We start from the raw sequence: 19,412 nt of genomic DNA, 5'->3' as shown, positions 1-19,412 counted from the left end.
TCCGAAGTCGGGCTCTATTTCTGCGCATCAAGAAATTTCGTCACCAGCGGTGACCAGAGCGGGATCGCATCCGGCGAGCCGATGAAGAAATGGCCGTCGTTGCCGAACGGCGGCATCAGGTGGTACTCGGCGCGGCCGCCGGCGGCGGTGAAAGCCGCATGCATGCGCTGCGACAGATCGGGACCGAAAAACGTGTCGTTCTCGATGTAGATCCACAGCATCGGGACGCGCGAGGTGCGGCCGAAATCCGCGGTTGCTTCGACAAGCTTGTCGGGTGCGCAGTTGTTGTTCGGCTTGCCGCCGACCCGGCCCCCGCGGCCGGCGGCAAAGGTGATGATGGCCTTCACCTGCGGCGGGTTCACGCTCGACAATGCGATCGAGGCCCAGCCGCCGGCTGACTGTCCGACCACGATCACGTCCTTCGGGATGATCCGCTTCTCTGCGGTCATGTAATCGATGATCCAGAGATCGACCTGCGCGACCGCAAGGCCTGCGTCGTGGAAGTTGGGATTGGTGCACTTGCCGACCTTGGAGAAGAACGGCCCATAGATTGCGCGCTCGGGAATGTCGATGGCGGCCGCGCCATAGCCCGTGCCGACCGGCGCCACCACGAGATAGCCGCGCTTTGCGAACCATTTGGCGGCGTCGCGGAATTCGACCAGCGGAAAGAAGCTGCGGTCGGTCGGATTCATCGAGACGCCGTGGTTCATGATCACGAGCGGGAAGGGGCCGTCGCCGACCGGGCGCACCAGATAGGCGAACATCGGCAGTGGCAAGGGCAGGGCCCAGATCTCTTCCTGAATGCGGATATTCTCATCGGCGCGCGCCGGCGCAGCGAGAGCGGCAATAAGCAGAATGGCGGTTGCCAGTGACCGGAGGATTGCCGTTAGCGGCGCGCGCATCGCGATCTCCCTCGAGCCGTGAACTGTGACAGGAAAATCTCCGCTGCGGTGGAGAGGGTCCGCCTGATGGTGCCCATGGTCGCAATTCCCCCGGCGCTTTGCGCCGATATGATTTGCGGGAGGCGTAGATTACTTGATCCAGATCAAGCATCGCCGGTGGCGAGGCGCCGCCTATGAGCACATGCAAAATCTGCGACAGCCCCGCATCGCCAACACGAGCATTTCAATCCTTGCCTTGATTGTCGCGTTGCTACACCGTGCGGTCCCGCGCGAGGAGTCGCAATGAGTACGCCGTCCGAGCCCGGGTGGACGCGGTTCTTTCCGCCATCCGGCTGGCTCCCCGGCTACCGGCGCGAGTGGCTGCCCTCCGATGCGGTCGCTGGCATCACGCTCGCCGCTTACGCCATCCCGGTCTCGCTCGCCTATGCCGCGCTCGCCGGCCTGCCGCCGCAGGTCGGCGTGTACGGCTACATGCTCGGCGGCATCGGCTATGCCCTGCTCGGGGCATCGCGGCAGCTTGCGATCGGCCCGACCTCGGCGATCTCCTTGATGATCGCCGGGACCGTCGGCGCGCTGGCCGGCGGAGATACGGTCCGCTATGCGCAGATCGCGAGCTTGGCTGCGTTCGCGGTGGCGGTGCTGTGTTTCATCGCCTGGCTGTTCAAGCTAAGCGTGCTCGTGCGCCTCGTCAGCGACAGCATATTGGTCGGCTTCAAGGCCGGTGCCGGGCTCACCATCATCATGAGCCAGTTGCCGAGCCTCCTGGGCGTCGCCGGCGGCGGCCACAATTTCTTCGATCGCGCGATCAAGCTCGCAGGGCAGCTCGGGCATATCGACCCGCTCGTGCTGACGATTGGTGCGGTCGCGCTGCTGCTGCTCCTGCTTGGCGAGCGCCTCCTGCCGGGAAAGCCGGTCGGGATCACCATTGTGGCGCTGGCGATTGTGGTGGCAACGCTCCTCGGCTTTCCCTCGCTCGGTGTGCCCGTCACCGGCAAGATACCGGAAGGATTGCCGGCGCTGGGGATGCCGACATTTGGGCTGCTGGAATTCGACGATCTCTTTCCGCTCGCCGCCGGATGCGTGCTGCTGGCCTACATCGAAGGCGTCTCGGCGGCGCGCAGCTTCGCCGCCAAGCACGGCTACGCGCTCGACGTCCGGCAGGAGTTCTTGGGGCTGGGGGCTGCGAACCTCGCCGCCGCCTTCGGCCATGGCTACCCCGTCGCCGGCGGCCTGTCGCAATCGGCCGTCAACGACAACGCCGGTGCGCGGACGCCGTTGGCGCTGGTGATCTGCTCGGTGACGCTCGGGCTGTGCCTTTTATTCTTCACGGGGCTGTTGACCAACCTGCCCAAGGCCGTGCTCGCGGCCATCGTCTTCGCCGCAGTCTACAGGCTGGTGGATGTGCGCGCGCTCTTGCGGATGTGGCAGGTCAGCCGGATCGACTTCACCGCGGCGGCGATTGCGCTGGCGTCGGTGCTGCTGCTCGGCATCCTCCAGGGCGTGCTGCTGGCATCGATCGCATCGATCTTCCTGCTCCTGGCGCGCGCCTCCCGGCCGAACGTCGCGTTCCTCGGCCGCTTGCCCGAGAGCGGCCGCTATTCGGACAGCGCGAGGCATGAGGGCATCGAGCCGCTGGTCGGTGTCATCGCGTTTCGCCCCGAAGCCTCGCTGCTCTACATCAATGCCGAGACGATCCTGGACACGGTGCTGGTCGCGCTCAGGAGATCGCCCGGTATCCGGCTGGTGGCCTGCGACCTCTCCGCCTCGCCCTATATCGACCTCGCCGGCGCGCGCATGCTGCATGACCTCCATGATGAGCTTGCCTCCCGTCAGGTCACGTTCTGCATCGTCGGCGCGCATGCGCAGTTGCGCGACCTGCTGCGCGCCGTAGGGCTGGCGGAGAAGACGGACAGCGGCCAATGGCTGCGATCGCTCGACAGTGTTCTCGGAGGGGAGCAACCCGATACGGCTCAGAGGAGGTCCTGACGACGGTGTGCTGCGATACGATGGGCATCGCGGTGATCGTCGGCGCCACCAGAATAGGCGCCCGTTGACTTGGATCAACGGAGCTGCCGGCATCCAACCCACGATCAAGGGATCGAGAGTGCCGCATGTCCAAGCGCGCTTTCGCGGTGATCCTCGCTCAATAAGCCGCCGCTCTAACCAAAGGAGAAAGTCCGTCATGAGGAAATTTGCCATCGGTGCCGTCCTGGTTGCCTCGCTCGCAGCCGTCGCCGGGTTCAGCACGCCGTCGCGTGCCGAGACCGGCCAGGTTGCCGTCGTCTTCACCAAGGGCGGCTTCATCGTTGGCGTCGGTGGTGGCGAGGGCGTGCTGCTGTTCCGAGGCAAGAAATACCCCTTCACCGTGTCCGGCATGAGCGTCGGCTTCACGGTCGGGGCCTCGACCTCGAAGTTTGTCGGCCGGGCGCTCAATCTGAGAGGACCGCAATCTATCGAAGGCTCCTACGCGGTGGGCGGGGCAGGCGGCGCCGTCGCGGCAGGCGCCGGAGCCGTTCAACTGCAAAATGCCAACGGCGTGATCCTGCAGCTCAGCGGTCCGAGGGTCGGCGCGGAAGTGTCGGCTGCGGTCGGTGGCGTCACGATCCGCCTGAAGTAGAGCGCATTGAACGGGCCACGCGGGCGTGGCCCGTTCACCTGCGCGCTGCAAGGGCACGGCTCAAAAGGCCTCCGTCTTGTTGATTTAAGTCAAGCTTGAACGCGATAGACACCCGACGTTATCCTCGGGTGCCAATCGCAGTCGTGCGGCGGCATCACCGAAGAGCGAGTGACGGCACCCTGATCAATGGAGGGAGATGCCATGCTTCGTTATCTTCTTGCTGCTCTTGCGGTCTTCACTCTTCTCACCATCAGCCTTGTTCCCGACGAGGCTTTAGCTCGCCGCGGTGGCGGCGGTGGAGGCTTCCGCGGTGGCGGTGGCTTCCATGGCGGTGGGATGCGCGCAGGTGGTTTTCATGGTGGCTTCCGTGGCGGCGCGGTTCATGCTGGCCGTGTCCACGGCGGTTATCGCGTCGCCGGAGGTCCGCGTCCGAGTCATCCGATCGCCGGCCGTCCCGGCCGCTATCCCGTCGCAGGTCGGCCAGGTCGTCCGATCGCCGGCTATCCAGGCCGGCCGGTCGCAGGTTATCCCGGATACCGCCCCGGCTACGGTTGGGGTGCCGCCGCCGTTGGAGCAGCCGCAGCAGCGGGTGCTTATGGCGCTTACGGCTACTACAACAATAACAACGGCTGCTATCAGGACACCTACGGCAATTGGGTCTGCCCGCAGCAATACCCCTATAATTATTGAGCGGATGACAGATCAGGCCGCCATTGAGCGGCCTGGTCTGCTCAATATCGCTCAGCGACGAAATTCATCCCCTTCAGGCTGGCCTGGTCGTCGTAGCGTCCCTTTTTGGAGCGCTTCGGCAGCTTGATCTTGTCCTTCTTGATGCGCTTGTAGGAGATCGCGCCCAACAGATGCGCGATGCAGTTCAGCCGCGCCCGGCGCTTGTCGTCGGAGCGGATGATGTACCAGGGGGCCACCTCCGTGCTCGTTGCTTTGAGCATCAGATCGCGTGCTCGCGAATAATCGTACCAGCGTCGATATGACCCGATATCCATCGGGCTCAATTTCCATTGCCGCACGGGATCGTCGATGCGGGCATTGAAGCGGCGTTCCTGCTCCTCCATCCCGACCTCGAGCCAGATCTTGATCAGGATGATGCCGCCATCGATGAGGTATGTTTCCATCTGAGGGCACAGGTTCAGAAACCGCTCGTGCTCGGCGGGTGTGCAGAAGCCCATCACATATTCGACGCCGGCGCGGTTGTACCAGCTCCGGTCGAAGATCACGATCTCGCCGCCCGCTGGAAACTTCTCCATGTAGCGCTGGAAAAAGAGCTGCGTCTTTTCGCGGTCCGACGGCGCCGGCAGCGCGACCACGCGAAACACGCGCGGTGAGACCTTCTCGGTGATCGCCTTGATCGTGCCGCCCTTGCCGGCGGCGTCCCGGCCCTCGAACAGGACGATGACCCGGAGCTTGTTCTCCCTGACATAGTCCTGGAGATGGCAGAGCTCGACCTGGAGCTTCCCCAGCTCCTTCTCATAGTCCTTCCGCTTCATCCGCTCCGCGGGCGCATCCTTGGCCATGCCTGTCCTTTCGCTGGTTCTTGCGGCTACTAGTCGTCGCCCCAGGAAATGGTCACGCCGACATCACCCGGCACGCCGCCCGGAAAATCGATGATCTGGTAGGCGATCCGATAGCCGCGAGGCTTCAAATAATCGGTCCAGAGCTGGAAGATCTCCTTCGGGATTCCGGTCAGTGTGTTCTCCCAGCCCTTCTCCTGCTGGTTGATGGCGCGCCCCTTGTCCGTGCACAGCGTGTTGGGGAACCGATAGACCTGGACCTGGGTCTGGCCGTTTCGCACCGCACGCTGGATGATGGTCGAGGCGAGCTGGATCTTCTCCTCCTCGGTCTTGCCCGACGGCTTGGTCAGCCGTTCGATCAGCGCGCGCTTCTCGCCCTCGGCGGCGGCCGCGAGGCGGGCATATTCCTCGGCCTTCTCGGCTTCCTTGAGTGCGGCTTCCTTCCGGATCTGTGCGGCATTTGGTATGAGTTCGTCGAGGCCGGGCATGGCTGCGGCTCCTCAATTGGCTGTTTGCAGTTCGGCGTTCGCGAAAGGCTAGGTCGGGCAGGGGGCACTCCCTTGATTCAAATCAAGCAAACCCCACGCCCGTCTGCTCACAGTGCCGCACGTGCTTCGCGTGAGGCGGGGTCCTGACGGGGAGAGACATTTGAGCGATCAGCTTCATCCGATGGCGCCGCACCATCTGCCCTTCTTTCTCGCGCCCGGAAGTGGGGTCGATCCTCTCATGGTGGTGATGGGCATCTTCCTCGTCGGCACCTTGCTCTGGGTCGGAACGCTCTATTGGAAGCTGCACAGCCTGCCGGAGCGGATGGCGCATAAGTCGCAAAAGCTGCAGTTCGAATTTGTCGCAGTGCTCGGCATTATCTCGCTCTTCACGCACATGCACATCTTCTGGATTGCAGGCCTGTTGCTTGCGCTGATCGACATCCCCGATTTCGGCACGCCGCTGCGCAGCATCGCCGATTCCGTCGAGAAGATCGCCGACGCGACGCCTGGAGAGGAGGGCGAGCCGGCGCAACCAAGTCCTGCTCCTGCGGGTAAACCGGACGCGGCCAGGGAGAAGGAGCACAGTCATGCTTGAGCTCATGATTTGCTCCCTCGTGACGATCCTGCCCGACTACCTCTACCGGCGTTACGTCCAGGGCAAGCGCTTCGGCAAGGAGATCACCTTCTTCTCGGTGTGGTACGAGCTGCGCTGGGGCATTACTGGCTGCCTGATGCTCACGGTGTCGCTGATCACCATGATCTTCTACTTCCACCCGTCGACGACGTCGGCGACGCTGTATTTCCGCACCGTGCCGATCCTGCCCGAAGGCTCGGGCCGCGTGGCGGACGTCAAGGTCGGCTTCAGCGCGCCGGTGAGGAAGGGCGACGTGCTGTTCACGCTCGACAGTTCCAGGCAGCAGGCGGCGCTCGAAACCGCCAAGCGAAAGGTTGCCGAGGTCGATGCCGCCATGCAGTCGGCGCAGGCCGACGTGGCCAAGGCGGAAGCGCAGATCGGCGAGGCGAAAGCCAACCTTCAGCAGGCCAAGGACGAACTCGACGTCAAAACGGAGCTCCAGCGCCGCAATCCCGGCATCGTTCCGCAGCGCGACATCGAGAAGCTGCAGGTGCTGGTTAATCAGCGCCAAGCCGGCGTCGATGCCGCGACCGCCGTCAGACAGGCCGCGGGCCTGCAGGTGTCGACGCTGCTGCCGGCGCAGAAGGCCAGCGCCGAGGCGGCGCTCGATCAGGCCCAGGTCGATCTCGACAAGACCATCGTCCGCGCCGGCGTCGACGGGCGCGTCGAGCAATTCCTGGTTCGCACCGGAGACGTCGTCAACCAGCTCATGCGCCCCGCCGGCGTGCTCATTCCGGAAGGCGCGGGCCGCAAGGTGCTTCAGGCTGGCTTTGGCCAGATCGAGGCGCAGGTGATGCAGCCGGGCATGGTGGCCGAGGCGACCTGCATCTCGAGGCCATGGGTCATCATCCCGATGGTGATCACGACGGTGCAGGACTACATCGCCGCGGGACAGTTTCGCACCGGCGAGCAATTGCTCGAAGCCCAGAACGCCGTGCGTCCCGGCACGATCCTGGTGTTCATGGAGCCGCTCTACAAGGGCGGGCTCGACGGCGTGACGCCCGGCAGCAGTTGCATCGTCAATGCCTATACCAGCAACCACGAGGAGATCTCGGCCAAGGACACCCCGACCAGCCGGAGGATCGCTCTGCACGTCGTCGACGGCGTCGGCCTCGTCCATGCGCTGCTGCTGCGTATCCAGGCGCTGCTGCTGCCAATCCAGACTCTGGTGCTGAGCGGTCATTGAACGGCGAGGGAAGGGCGACAAAAATGAACTTATGGAAGGTGATCGCGCTGGGTGCACCGCTGCTTGTCACGGTGAACGCAGCCGGCGCGATCGATCTCAACGGCGCCTGGGCGAGCGATACCGACAATTGCGGCAAGGTCTTCGTGCGCCAGGGCGCGCAGCTCGGCTTCGCGGATATGTCGGACGTCTATGGCGGCGGCTTCATCATCGATGGCGACCAGATCATCGGCAAGTTCGCGCGCTGCCGGATCAAGGCCAGGAAGGACAGCGGTCCGAACGTTAATCTGATCGCCGCCTGCGCGACCGACATGATGCTTTCCAGTGTCCAGTTCAGCCTGAAGGAGCTGGATGCCGACAGTCTCGTCCGGCTGTTCCCGGGCATGGAGGACATGGAAATCCGCTATCATCGCTGTCCTAAATAGTGACAAGTCCTCGGGTTGTCGGCGCGCGGCGATCCCCGCTAGAATTGTCCCCGAGAGCGGCCGTGGGAAGCTGCCGGGGAAGAGGATGAGCGGGCGCTGCACCATTGCGTTGATCAAGCCGTGGCCAGCGGCAGCGTTGCTGCTGTGTCTCAGTCTCCTGTTCGCCGTATGCATCCTGCCCGAGCTCGCGGACGCCTCGCCAAACGTCTCCATGCGAACCGAGCCCAAGCGCGTGCTGCTGCTACATTCCTTCGGCCGCGAGTTTCGGCCCTGGAGCGAATATGCGCGCAGCATCAAGACGGAGCTGGAGCGGCAATCGCCGTGGCCGCTCGACATCCAGGAGCACACCCTGCTCACGGCGCGCTTCAACGGTCCGGGCCCCGAGGCGCCCTTCGTCGACTATCTTGGATCGCTGTACCACGATGCGCTGCCCGACATCGTGCTGAGCATCGGCGCGCCAGCGGCGCGGTTCGTGCAGAAATACCGGGGAAAGCTGTTTCCCGATACGCCGATGGTGCTGTCGGTGGTCGAGCAGCGGCTGGTGAACAAGTCCGACCTTACCGACAAGGACGTCGTCGTCGCGGTGCGCAACGATTTCCTGGCGGTCTTCGAAAACATTCTGAAGGTCTTGCCGGATACCAAAGCGGTCGCCGTCGTGGTCGGTGCATCCCCGCTCGAGAAATTCTGGATCGACGAGGTGAAGCGGGAACTGAAGCCGCTGGACGGTCGCCTCGACCTCGTCTGGTACTCCGACCTGTCATTCGACGAGATTCTCAAACGCGCATCGAACCTTCCGCCGCACACGGCGCTGTTCTGGGGCCTGATGTCGGTCGATGCCGCAGGCGTTGTCCATGAGGGCGACGTCGCCTTGCGCACCCTTCATTCGGTCGCGAACGCGCCGATCTTTTCGTACCAGGAGCCATTCTTCGGCGGCAGCACCGTCGGCGGCCCGATGCATTCGGTCAGAGAAACCAGTGCGAAGACCGTCAGCGCCGCAATCCGAATCCTCGGCGGCGAGAAGCCTGCCAATATCACCTACGAGCCGATCGGATTCGGATCGCCGAAATACGATTGGCGGGAGCTGCGGCGCTGGGGCATCGCCGAGAGCAGTTTGCCGCCGGACAGCGAAATCCTGTTTCGCGAGCCGCCCCTCTGGGAAGGCTACCGCTGGCAGATGTTGTTGATCATGGCGGTCATCCTGGTGCAGGCCGGTCTCATCAGCGGGCTGCTCCACGAGCGCCACGGCCGCCAGCTCGCCGAGGTCGAATCGCGTCAACGCCTCGCCGAGCTCGCTCACGTCAATCGCTACTCGGCCGTCGGCGAGTTGACGACCTCAATCGCGCATGAGCTGAACCAGCCGCTCGGATCGATCCTGACCAACACGGAGACGGCGGAGCTCATGCTCAAAGACAGCTCGCCGGACCTCGACGAGATCCGGCAGATACTCGCCGACATCCGGCGCGATGATCAGCGCGCAAGCGAAGTGATCCGCAGGTTGCGCAGCGTGCTGAAGAAGGCGCCGTTCGAGGTCCGGAGTATCGAGCTCAACGACACCGTGCGGGACGCTATCGGCCTCGTGCGTGCGCTCGCCGACGGACGCCGGATTGCGCTGACGTTCGTGCCCGCCTCCGCCGGCCTTCACGTCAAGGGCGATCCGGTGCAGCTCCAGCAGGTTATTCTCAACCTGATCATCAACGCGATGGACGCGGTCTCGGACGCGGACATGAAGAAGCGTGAGGTCAGCGTGTCGACCCTGCGCGCCGGCAGCCAAGCCGAGATCAGGGTCAGCGATACCGGGCCTGGAATTGCGGCCGCCGATCTCGCAAGCGTGTTCGATCCGTTCTTCACCACCAAGCCGCAGGGGATGGGCATGGGCCTTGCGATCGCCAGGACCATCGTCGAGGCCCATCACGGCACGATCGTCGCCACGAACCAGCCGTCGGGCGGCGCGCTGTTCGCGATCAGGCTGCCGATCATCCGCTGATCGCTGGTATCTTGATCTTGATCAAGGCCTCCGGTCTGACTGGCTGTTCCTTCGCAGATGCGTCATAACCGGGACGGGCGCGGGGGCAGGGTTGGGAGTGGTGGGTGGCCATGAGACGCCGTGAGTTCATGTCGCTGGTTGGCGCGGCGGCTGCATTCCCGGTCTTCGCGAGAGCCCAGGACAGGATGCCGTCCGTGGGCGTGCTGACCGGCAACGTCGCGGGCGATCCCGGCGCGCAGATGCGCGTCGATGCTTTTCAGCAGGGGCTCGCCGATCGGGGCTGGATCGCGAACCAGAACTACCGGCTGGAGGTCCGCTGGCCCGGCCCCAATCCGGCGCGGCAGCAATTGGAGGCGCTTGAGCTCGTCGCTGCGGCGCCGGACGTGCTGCTGTCGACCAGCACGGGGACAACTCGTGCGCTGCGCGATGCGACCTCGAGGATCCCGATCGTCTTCGTGGGCCTCTCCGATCCCGTCGGCACCGGCCTCGTCGCCAATCTGGCGCGACCGACCAGCAACCTCACCGGCTTTTCGCTCTATGAGCACTCGATGAGCGGGAAGTGGCTCAGCCTCTTGAAGGACATGGTGCCCGGCATCAGCCAGGCGGCTCTTCTGTTCAATCCGGAATCGGCGCCCTATGCTCCGTCTTACGTTCAGGCTGCGCATCAGATGGAAGGCCGCCTCGGCCTGAAGATCACCGGTGCCGCTGTCCGCAGCGGAGCCGAGATCGCCGCGGCCATCGAGGCGGCGGTGCGAACCGGTGCCGGCGTTGTCGTGCTGCCCGACGGCGGCTTCTTCGGGACACAAAGCGCGATGACGATCCCGTTGCTCGCGCAACGCCGCGTGCCCGCGATCTTCGCGGTCCGCTTCTACGCGCTGAACGGCGGGCTGATGTCCTATGGCGCCGATCTGACCCAGCAGTTTCGTGACGGCGCCGGCTATGTCGACCGCATCCTGCGCGGCGTCGATGTCCGCACACTTCCGGTGCAGTTTGCCACCAGGTTCGAGCTCGTCATCAACACGAAGGCTGCCAATGCGCTCGGGCTGACCGTGCCCGGCCGACTCTTGATGGAAGCCGAGTTGATCGAATGACGTATCGCTCTCGCGTTGCAACAGCGTGAGGGTGTCCTTTCGTTGATCTTGATCAACAAACACGTGTGCCCCGGCAACGATCTTCCCGGACTGGAGTCCAAGGGAGATTGTAATGTTTCGCTGCTGCAAGACCCTGATGGCGCTTGCCTTGGTGATGGCGATCCCAGTCGCTGCACCCGCGCAGACCACCGACAAGCCGGCGGCCCCCACTACGCAGGCGCAGCCGGCAAGCCCGCCGGCTCCTAGCGCCGAGCTCCTGAAGCCGGAGCAACTCGAGGCCCTGGTCGCGCCGATCGCGCTTTATCCGGACGAGCTGCTGGCCAACGTGCTGGCCGCCTCGACTTATCCGCTGGAGGTGGTGCAGGCCGACCGCTGGCTGAAGGAGCGCAAGAACCTCAAGGGTGATGCACTGAAGACCGCGGTCGACAAGCAGGGCTGGGACGACAGCGTCAAGGCACTGGCCAGCACCGCCGATGTTCTCGCGATGATGAGCGACCAGCTCGAATGGACCAAGAATCTCGGCGATGCCTTCCTCGCGCAGCAGCCCGACGTGATGGATGCGATCCAGCGCCTGCGCAACAAGGCCTATGACAACAAAAAGCTGGTCACCACCAAGCAGCAGAAGGTCAGCGTCCAAACTCAGGAGGGCAAGCAGGTCGTCGTGATCCAGCAGGCCGATCCCGCCGAGATGTACGTGCCCTATTACGATCCGGCGACGGTCTATGGCACGTGGCCCTATGCGGAGTATCCGCCATATTATTGGGGCTATCCGTCCTATATCGGCGCCGGTGTAATTGCCGCGGGCTTAGCCTTCGGCACGGCCTGGGCGATCGGGCGCTGGGGCAATTATTGGGGCGGCGGCTGCAACTGGGGCAACCGCAACGTCTATGTGAACCATCGCAACGTCAACATCAACAATGGCTGGCAGCACAATGCGGCGCATCGCCAGGGTGTGCGCTACAATAATGCCAATGTTGCGCAGCGTTTCGGCAACAACAATCTGAAGGCCGGCGCGTCGGACCGGATGGATTTCCGCGGCCGTGAGGGAAACCAGGTGCTGCGCCCCAACCAAGGTGCCGGAGATCGGGCAGGCGATCGCGCCGGTGACCGGGCCGGAGATCGGGCGGGTGATCGCGGTGGAGATCGTGCAGGAGCCGGCGATCGCGCCAAGGGCGGCGGTGATCGTGCCAAGGGCGGAGGTGATCGCGCAAAGGGTGGCGGCGATCGCGCCAAGGGCGGTGGCGATCGCGCAAAGGCTGCCAACCGCGCGGGCGGCGGCGCAGGTAACCGCGCCGGCGGAGGCAATCGCGGCGGGGCCATGAACGTCTCGTCCGGTCGCGCCGCCGCCGCGGCATCGGCGCGCGGCCGCGCGAGCATGGCCAGCATGCCGCGTGGTGGCGGAGGCGCCCCGAGCTTCGCCGGGCGCGGCGGCGGAGGGGGCATGGCCATGCGCGGCGGTGGTGGTGGCGGCGGATTCCGGGGCGGAGGTGGAGGAGGCGGTTTCCGCGGAGGAGGTGGCGGTGGTCGGCGCTCCGACATCGCGCTGAAGCACGATATCATTCTGCTCGGCCATCTTGCCAATGGGCTCGGCTATTACCGCTTCAGCTACATCGGCAGCCACAAGGCCTATGTCGGCGTGATGGCGCAGGAGGTCGAGCAGGTGATGCCGGACGCGGTGACCCGCGGCAGCGATGGCTATCTGCGAGTTGACTACGAAAAGCTCGGGCTGACATTCCGCACCTACAGCGATTGGCTCGCCGGCGGCGCGAGGATCCCTGCGGAGGTGTTGCCATGATCAGCCTGAAATCGCTTCGACGTGTGGCCCTCCTGAGCCTGGTGGTGCTGGCGCTGCCTGGGGCGTCACAAGCACAGGAGTCCTACAAGACACCGGAGGACGCTGCCGCGGCGCTCGCGGCCGCGGTCAAGAGCGGCCCGAGCGATATCCTGAAGGTGCTGGGCAGGGCCGCCGAGGACATCGTCTCCTCCGGTGACGAGGTCGCCGATACCGACATCCGCCAACGCTTCGCGTCGATGTACGATGCCAAGCACGCGATCAAGACGGAGGGCAACAAGACGGCGACGCTGCTGCTGGGCCCGGACGACTTCCCGTTCCCGATTCCAATGGTCAACACCAAAGCCGGCTGGGAATTCGACACCGTCGAGGGGCGCAAGGAGGTGCTGTATCGACGGATCGGCCGTAACGAGCTCGATGCGATCCAGACCATGCTCGCCTATGTCGACGCGCAGAACGAATACGCCGAGAAGGATCGCGGCGAAGGCGCGGGCGTCTACGCGCAGCGTATCGTCTCCTCGCCCGGCAAGAAGGATGGTCTGTTCTGGCGCGACGACAACGACCCGAGCCCGCTCGGGGCGTTGGCGGCCGAGGCGTCAAAGGAGGGCTACAGAGCGGGCGACGTGGGGCCGGCGCCGTATCACGGCTACTACTTCCGCATCCTGAAGGGACAGGGGCCCGACGCGCCCGGCGGCGCGCTCAACTATGTCGTCAAGGGCAAGATGATCGGCGGCTACGGATTGATTGCGTGGCCTGCCGAATACGGTAACTCCGGCGTCATGACCTTCCTGGTCAATCATGCCGGCACCGTCTACCAGAAGGACCTGGGCAACCGGACCGAGTTCATTGCCGAGCGCACCACGCTGTTCGATCCGGATCAGACCTGGAAGAAAGTCGATGCCGCAAAACCCTGACCTGCGGAGGGCATCACGCACTTCCCGCCTGATTGCGATCGCTCTCCTGGCACTGGCGCCCGCCGCGCCGGCGACGCCATCCTTCGCGCAGGCCGCCGGCCATGTCCGTGCCAAGATCGTCAAGGCCGGCCTCCTCGTCGGCGGCGGTGCCGGCAGCGGCGTGCTGACCTACCGCGGGAAGACCTATCCCTTCAAAATCTCCGGCATGAGCTTTGGCATCACGGTCGGTGCCACGGTCGGCCGGCTCGATGGCTGGGCCTCGGGCATCCGCGAGGTCAGCGACTTCGCCGGCACCTACAGCTCCGTCGGCGGCGGCTTCGCCCTGGTCGGCGGCGTCAACGGCGTCCACTTGCGCAACGAGAAGGGCGTCACGATGGTGCTGCAGGGGGCAAAGGCGGGACTGGAGCTCGCGGCGAATATCAGCCAGATCACGATCTCGCTGAGGTGATGCCGCGAATCTCAAATGTATTCTCACGAGAAGAATGCCGGCGTGCGGCGGTGCGAAAGCGCCACCGGGATAGCTCACAGATCACCGGAGCCAAGGGCAGGGCGGCGAATAGACACACGCTGTGGTAGCAAACCCTCTTGCTGCCGAAGTGATGGCGGGCTAAATTCCGTCCAGTAATTGCGGCTGGGGCCTTGCATCGTGCGCGGAGCGCGAGCGTTTGCTCCTTCTCCTGCCGGAAGACTCGATCGATTTCTTTTTCGAAAGTGAATTGCTTCACACGCGGCGGCGAATGCCGGGGCTTATGAACCGATCAATGCGAGTGCGGTGACGACGCGACGCTGAAGATATTTTCAGATCAACCTAATCATATCGCTGAGGAAGCCAGATATGACGCAGGTTACGGATCGATCATTTTTACACCAAGACAACGCCGCGCTGATCTTCTCGCCGCTGCAGTTTCGACATCTCGACGTCAAGAACCGCCTGTTCCGGTCAAACCTCTCGGGCATGTTCGACGAGTACAACGGCTATGGCGGGCACACCCGGATCAACTGGGAAGAGAAATTCGCCAAGGGCGGCGTCGGCTGCATCATCTCGTCCTACACTCCCGTCGCGGTGCGCGGACGGATCCTGATCCGCTACGCCATGATCGACCATGACGACAAGATTCCATTCTGGCGCGAGGTCGGTCAACGGGTCCACGCGCATGATTGCCGTTTCATCATGCAGCTCAGTCATTCCGGGCGGCAGCAGGACATGGGCGGCGTCGAGAACCTGTTCAAGAAGGCGCTGAGTTCGACCAGCCAGAAGGACTTCTTCCACGGCATATTGGCGCAGGCCATGACCGTCGCCGAGATCCGCGAGACCGTCGAGCTCTTCGCGCAAGGCGCCCGACGCGCCAAAGAGGCCGGTCTTGACGGTGTCGAGCTGCATGGCGCCAACGGCTATCTGATCACCCAGTTCCTGAGTTCGGGGATCAACGACCGGACCGACGATTATGGCGGCGCGGTTGAGAACAGGGCGCGGTTCGTTCTGGAGATCGTGCGCGCCATCCGCCGCGAGGTTGGGCCGGATTTTCATCTCCAGATGAAGATCAACGGCGTCGACCATAACAACTGGCTCTATCCCTGGAAGAAAAAGGGCAACACGCTCGACGACACGCTGACGATCTGCAAGATGCTGCTCGATGACGGCAAGGGCGTGGACGCCTTTCACATCTCCAGCGGTTCGACGTTTCCGCATCCGCGCAATCCGCCGGGCGACATCTCGCTTCAGAATCTGCTGCGGTGGTATTGCGGCATGCTTCCCTCCGGCGTCCGCACCCGCTTCAACTACGCGATCTTCAACAATCTGATCGCCGGGCCGCTGTTCCGGTGGCTTTGGCATCTGCGGCGCGGCAAGGTCATCGAAGGAATCAACGCCGGCTACAGCAAATATTTGCGCGACGAGATCACGAAGATCGATCCGAGCATCAAATTCATCTGCACCGGCGGCTTTCAGCACGCCGCCAACATCGCCGGCGTCATCAGGGACGGCTCCTGCGACGGCGTCAGCATCGCCCGGCCGCTGATCGCGAACGTGGATCTGCCCCAAATCCTGCGGACCGCCAACGGACCGGTCAAGCAGAAGGAATGCACTTACTGCAACAAGTGCCTGCTCAACGATCTCGCCAATCCGCTCGGATGCTACGAGGTGTCCCGCTACGACGGCGATACCTTCGATGAGAAGTGGGACAACATGATCAAGTGCGTCATGTCGGTGTTCCAGCCGCCGCTGTTCCGCTGACGGGAGCCGAAACACAGAGAGGGGGTGTTGTCATGAATTATGATCCGCCTACCCCGGTCGAGCGCGTTCTGGCCCGCACTCGGTGGATTCGTTTCCTGGTCGTTCTGCTGTTGCTGCTGCTCGCCGTCTACTATCTGGTGTTCGTGAGGCAGTACGTCGTCGCCTATGCGGATGACAGGGAGCATTTCAAGTACGGGTCGATCGGCAGCGAACCGAACAACGGGATTCCCATCCTGGTGTTCAAGGCGCTCGCGGTCATGTACCGCGACGAGCTCGGGCCGACGGGTTACCGCCGGTTCGGATTGCTCTACGAAACCGAGCAGTCCGAGCTGCCCGTCGGCATGTCCAGGCGGATCGTTACCGGTATCGAGCGGGTCTGGCTGAATTGTGCCGTTTGTCATGTCGGTACCTACAGGATCAACACTGCGGACAAGCCAACTCTCATTCTTGGCGCACCCTCGAACAATCTTCGTCTCTATGACCTCCTGAGATTCTTTCTCAAGGTCGGCGCCGATCCGAAGTTCAATGCCGACAACCTGATCGCGGCCATCAACGGTCCCGAGGTCGGCGGACACCTCAATTTCATCGACCGCGCGATCTACCGGTACATCGTGTTTCCGCGCGTGCAGGCGGCATTCCTGCACCTGTCCCAGCAGTTCGCGTTCCTCGGCAGGCAGGGAGACGGTGGGGGCAATGGGCGCCCGGCATACCATCCCTATTACGACTGGGGGCCGGGCCGGGTCGACACGTTCAATCCCTACAAGGCGATGCAGTTCAACTTCCCGATGGACGCCTCGCACATCTCATTGATCGAGCTGAACGGCTCATCCGACTTCCCCTCGATCTGGGCACAGCATCCGCGCGACGGCATGCATCTGCATTGGGACGGCAACAATACATCCGTGGACGAGCGCAATCTGAGCGCGGCGCTCGGCGCCGGCGTCACGCCAGTCAGCGTCGACATTGATGCAATCAAGCGGGTGCGCGCCTGGATCTGGGAGCTGCCACCGCCAGAAATTCCGACGGCCGCGATCGATCGGTCCGATCGCGATTATGAGCGCAGGCTGAACCGCGGTCGTGAGCTCTTCGCGGAATACTGCGCGGGCTGCCACGGGATGAAAGATCAAACGGGAGCCTACAGCTACGACACCAACCGCTTTCCGCGTCTCGGTCAGGTCGAGAGCCTGAAGCAGATCGGCACGGATTCCGGGCGCTGGCGGTCCTACACGCAGGATTTCGCGGCCGCGCAGAACACGCTCTACGCCGGCTATCCCTGGCGCTTCAGCCATTTCACCAAGACGGCCGGCTACGCCAACCAGCCGCTCGATGGCATCTGGGCGCGTTCGCCTTATCTGCACAACGGTTCAGTGCCGACGCTGCGCGACCTGTTAGACCCGGCCCGCTGCACGGACCCATTGAAGCCGGTCGATTGTCGACCGCCGAAGTGGTCTCGGGGAAGCGACATCCTTGATCTCAAGAAGGTCGGCTACCGCTCCGACGGATACGGGGCGGCACCCGAACGCTTGTTTCTCTACGACACCAGCATGCCCGGAAATTCGAACAGCGGACACGACGGCGAGGCCTACGGCACCGCACTCGGTCGCGAGGATAAGGATGCTCTAGTGGAGTACATGAAGACGCTATGAAAAACTCCGTCGACGACACGGTGAGCGCGTGGATCCTCCGTCACACGATCCTGGTGTGGTTCGGCATCCTCCTGAATGCGCTGTTCGTCATCCCGCTGCTGTTTTGTCCGCGATGGTTCCTCGATCTGTTCCACATTCCGCTCGAGGAGTTGATCTGGGCGCGCGCGTCTGCCGGCCTCCTGATGATCATCTCGGTCTTCTACATACCGGCCGCGGTCGATTTCGTGCGCTATCGTGCCAATGCCTGCATCGCCGTGTTTCCATCGCGGACGTTCGGCGCCACGTTCTTCTTCCTCGCCGTGGTGTTGTTCGGGCAACCTCCGGGCTTCCTGTCGATCTCGTTCGTCGATGCGCTGATCGGCTCGACCACGCTGTATTGCCTGATCCGCATCAGGAAGCTCGAGCAGCAGAACCGCGAGACGGGGCTGATCAAATGACCAGGATCATCTCCATCATCCTGGCGATCGTGCTCGCGCTCATTGCGGTCGTGGTCCCGCTCGCCTGGTTCGTGCTGCTGCGTCCGGTCCCGCAGCCCGCCACCAACGATCCGCTCCGGGTGTTCGACCACGGCTCCATCGGCAATGAAAGCGCGCAAGGGATTCCCTATTGGATCTGGCGGGTGCTGCCGACGCTGTTTCCCGAATATCTGCCGGGCAACCAGGACGGCTATGGATCGATCGGCGTCTATTGGATCGCCGGCGAGGAGCTGCCCGTCGGCTTTTCCAAGAAGACGCTCGGCGTGATCCCGCGCGTGGCGCCGAACTGCGCATTCTGCCATCAGGGCACCTATCGCCTGCACGCCGATGATCCCGCCACCTTCGTTCCGGCAGGAGCGGGCACGCGCGTGAATGTCCAGGGCTTCCTGCGCTTCCTGACTGCGATCGGCCGCGACAAGGATCGCTTCACTGCCGACAGGGTCATGACGGCGATCACGGCGATCTACGACATGCCGCTCGGCGAGCGCCTGCTGTATCGCTACTTGCTGATTCCGGCGGTCCGCGAGGGATTTGCGGAGCAGGCGACGCGTTTCGCCTGGATGGATGCGCGGCTCGATTGTTCGCTCGCGGGCCGCACGGCTGATACCCCCTCGCGGACATCGCTGCGGCCGGATTGGGGGCCAGGGCGGATCGATCCGTTCAATCCGGCCAAGTACTTCAACCTGAAGCTGCCCGATGATTGCACGATCGGCAATTCCGACATCATGCCGCTCTGGCACCTGGACAGGCTGACTGATCCCGGCCGCGAATATTCGCTGCACTGGGACGGGCTCAGCACCAGCCTGAGAGAGACCGCAATCTCGGGCGCGATCGGCGACGGCATGGACTATCAGGGCTATACCGGCGCAAAGGCGACGCTGGACACCATCATGGACTTCGTGCGGCTGCAGAAGCCGCCGCCTTCGCCCTTCTCCGCCGAGCGTGCTGATGACGATCCCTATCACGTCGACGCCGCACAGTTGAAAAAGGGCAAGGCGGTCTATGCGGATCGCTGCGCGGCCTGTCACGACCCAACAGGGGCACGCTTCCGCACCGTCATTTCGGCAACGGAGCTCGGCACCGACCGCCACCGCATCGACATGTGGACCGAAGCCGCGAAGCAGCGCTACACCCAATACCGTGAGGGCGGCTACGATTGGGGCTTTCGCGCCTTCCACAAGACAAATGGCTATAACGCGACCGGACTGAGCGGATTGTGGTTGCGCGGCCCCTATCTGCACAACGGCTCGGTGCCGACGCTGCGCGATCTTCTGTCGCCGCCGTCCGAACGGCCCAAACTATTCTATCGCGGTTATGACCTGGTCGATCCAGCGAATGGCGGATTCGTTAGTCAGCTGGGCACGGTGGCCGAGCGCTTCGGCACGCTCTACGACACGTCGCTTCCCGGCAACGCCAACGAGGGACACGCCTACGGTACGGACCTGCCTGCGAACGACAAGGAAGCGCTCCTAGCTTTTCTGAAGACGTTGTGATCTTG

18 protein-coding genes are annotated in these 19,412 nt (G+C 63.7%); 15 read left to right on the top strand and 3 right to left on the bottom strand.

Annotated features, from left to right (window positions below; all coding sequences use genetic code 11):
• Window positions 1-14 precede the first annotated feature (14 nt).
• Window positions 15-902 (bottom strand): alpha/beta hydrolase family protein, encoded by an 888-nt coding sequence (locus AXW67_RS09015; RefSeq protein WP_063677577.1) that lies wholly within the window; start codon window positions 900-902, stop codon window positions 15-17.
• 282 nt (window positions 903-1,184) lie between these two features.
• Here AXW67_RS09015 and AXW67_RS09010 point away from each other — a divergent pair, with 282 nt between their 5' ends.
• From AXW67_RS09010 to AXW67_RS40345, 3 genes are all read left to right on the top strand, one after another.
• Entirely contained in the window at window positions 1,185-2,888 is a 1,704-nt protein-coding gene (locus AXW67_RS09010; RefSeq protein ID WP_063677576.1) for a SulP family inorganic anion transporter, read from the top strand.
• Between the two features lie 196 nt (window positions 2,889-3,084).
• Entirely contained in the window at window positions 3,085-3,519 is a 435-nt protein-coding gene (locus tag AXW67_RS09005; RefSeq protein ID WP_027551191.1) for a hypothetical protein, read from the top strand.
• A 201-nt stretch (window positions 3,520-3,720) separates the two neighbouring features.
• A complete protein-coding gene (locus AXW67_RS40345; protein WP_082907844.1) occupies window positions 3,721-4,209 on the top strand; it encodes a hypothetical protein in 489 nt (162 codons plus the stop codon).
• A gap of 41 nt (window positions 4,210-4,250) precedes the next feature.
• On the opposite strand, the gene ppk2 is transcribed toward AXW67_RS40345, so the two are convergent.
• Together ppk2 and AXW67_RS08995 are read right to left on the bottom strand one after the other, a co-directional pair.
• Window positions 4,251-5,051, bottom strand: coding sequence for a polyphosphate kinase 2 (gene ppk2, locus AXW67_RS09000; RefSeq protein WP_063677575.1), 801 nt, complete (start codon window positions 5,049-5,051; stop codon window positions 4,251-4,253).
• 29 nt (window positions 5,052-5,080) lie between these two features.
• Window positions 5,081-5,536 carry a hypothetical protein gene (locus tag AXW67_RS08995; protein ID WP_063677574.1) on the bottom strand — a complete coding sequence of 152 codons (456 nt, stop codon included), beginning with the start codon at window positions 5,534-5,536 and terminating at the stop codon, window positions 5,081-5,083.
• 181 nt (window positions 5,537-5,717) lie between these two features.
• Between AXW67_RS08995 and AXW67_RS08990 the strand changes: the two genes are divergently transcribed.
• The 12 genes from AXW67_RS08990 to AXW67_RS08935 all read left to right on the top strand — a co-directional run bounded on the left by AXW67_RS08990 (window position 5,718) and on the right by AXW67_RS08935 (window position 19,407).
• Window positions 5,718-6,131: a hypothetical protein gene (locus tag AXW67_RS08990; protein ID WP_035684299.1), complete on the top strand. Its 414-nt coding sequence runs from the start codon at window positions 5,718-5,720 to the stop codon at window positions 6,129-6,131.
• Complete coding sequence (locus AXW67_RS08985) at window positions 6,124-7,356, top strand: HlyD family secretion protein (RefSeq protein WP_063677573.1); 1,233 nt, start codon at window positions 6,124-6,126, stop codon at window positions 7,354-7,356. Before AXW67_RS08990 ends, AXW67_RS08985 begins: the two co-directional genes overlap by 8 nt.
• Window positions 7,357-7,379: 23 nt before the next feature.
• Window positions 7,380-7,778 (top strand): hypothetical protein, encoded by a 399-nt coding sequence (locus AXW67_RS08980; RefSeq protein ID WP_063677572.1) that lies wholly within the window; start codon window positions 7,380-7,382, stop codon window positions 7,776-7,778.
• Window positions 7,779-7,863: 85 nt separating this feature from the next.
• Window positions 7,864-9,762, top strand: a complete 1,899-nt coding sequence (locus AXW67_RS08975; RefSeq protein ID WP_063677571.1) for a sensor histidine kinase — start codon at window positions 7,864-7,866, stop codon at window positions 9,760-9,762.
• Window positions 9,763-9,872: 110 nt separating this feature from the next.
• Window positions 9,873-10,853, top strand: coding sequence for an ABC transporter substrate-binding protein (locus tag AXW67_RS08970; RefSeq protein WP_063677570.1), 981 nt, complete (start codon window positions 9,873-9,875; stop codon window positions 10,851-10,853).
• Window positions 10,854-10,965: 112 nt separating this feature from the next.
• On the top strand, window positions 10,966-12,648 hold the full coding sequence (locus AXW67_RS08965) for a DUF3300 domain-containing protein (RefSeq protein WP_063677569.1): 1,683 nt from the start codon (window positions 10,966-10,968) through the stop codon (window positions 12,646-12,648).
• Window positions 12,645-13,559 carry a DUF2950 domain-containing protein gene (locus tag AXW67_RS08960; protein ID WP_063677568.1) on the top strand — a complete coding sequence of 305 codons (915 nt, stop codon included), beginning with the start codon at window positions 12,645-12,647 and terminating at the stop codon, window positions 13,557-13,559. Before AXW67_RS08965 ends, AXW67_RS08960 begins: the two co-directional genes overlap by 4 nt.
• Entirely contained in the window at window positions 13,543-14,007 is a 465-nt protein-coding gene (locus AXW67_RS08955) for a hypothetical protein (RefSeq protein ID WP_063677567.1), read from the top strand. Before AXW67_RS08960 ends, AXW67_RS08955 begins: the two co-directional genes overlap by 17 nt.
• A 387-nt stretch (window positions 14,008-14,394) precedes the next feature.
• Complete coding sequence (locus AXW67_RS08950) at window positions 14,395-15,792, top strand: NADH:flavin oxidoreductase (RefSeq protein WP_063677566.1); 1,398 nt, start codon at window positions 14,395-14,397, stop codon at window positions 15,790-15,792.
• 32 nt (window positions 15,793-15,824) lie between these two features.
• Complete coding sequence (locus AXW67_RS08945; protein WP_063677565.1) at window positions 15,825-17,438, top strand: c-type cytochrome; 1,614 nt, start codon at window positions 15,825-15,827, stop codon at window positions 17,436-17,438.
• Window positions 17,435-17,875 carry a hypothetical protein gene (locus AXW67_RS08940; RefSeq protein WP_035684295.1) on the top strand — a complete coding sequence of 147 codons (441 nt, stop codon included), beginning with the start codon at window positions 17,435-17,437 and terminating at the stop codon, window positions 17,873-17,875. Before AXW67_RS08945 ends, AXW67_RS08940 begins: the two co-directional genes overlap by 4 nt.
• Window positions 17,872-19,407 (top strand): c-type cytochrome, encoded by a 1,536-nt coding sequence (locus tag AXW67_RS08935; protein ID WP_063677564.1) that lies wholly within the window; start codon window positions 17,872-17,874, stop codon window positions 19,405-19,407. Before AXW67_RS08940 ends, AXW67_RS08935 begins: the two co-directional genes overlap by 4 nt.
• Window positions 19,408-19,412 lie beyond the last annotated feature (5 nt).

Source organism: Bradyrhizobium neotropicale (assembly GCF_001641695.1).
GTDB classification, from domain to species: domain Bacteria; phylum Pseudomonadota; class Alphaproteobacteria; order Rhizobiales; family Xanthobacteraceae; genus Bradyrhizobium; species Bradyrhizobium neotropicale.
The sequence above is the reverse complement of the archived record's forward strand: the minus strand, read 5'-3'. Positions and strand labels throughout refer to the sequence as shown.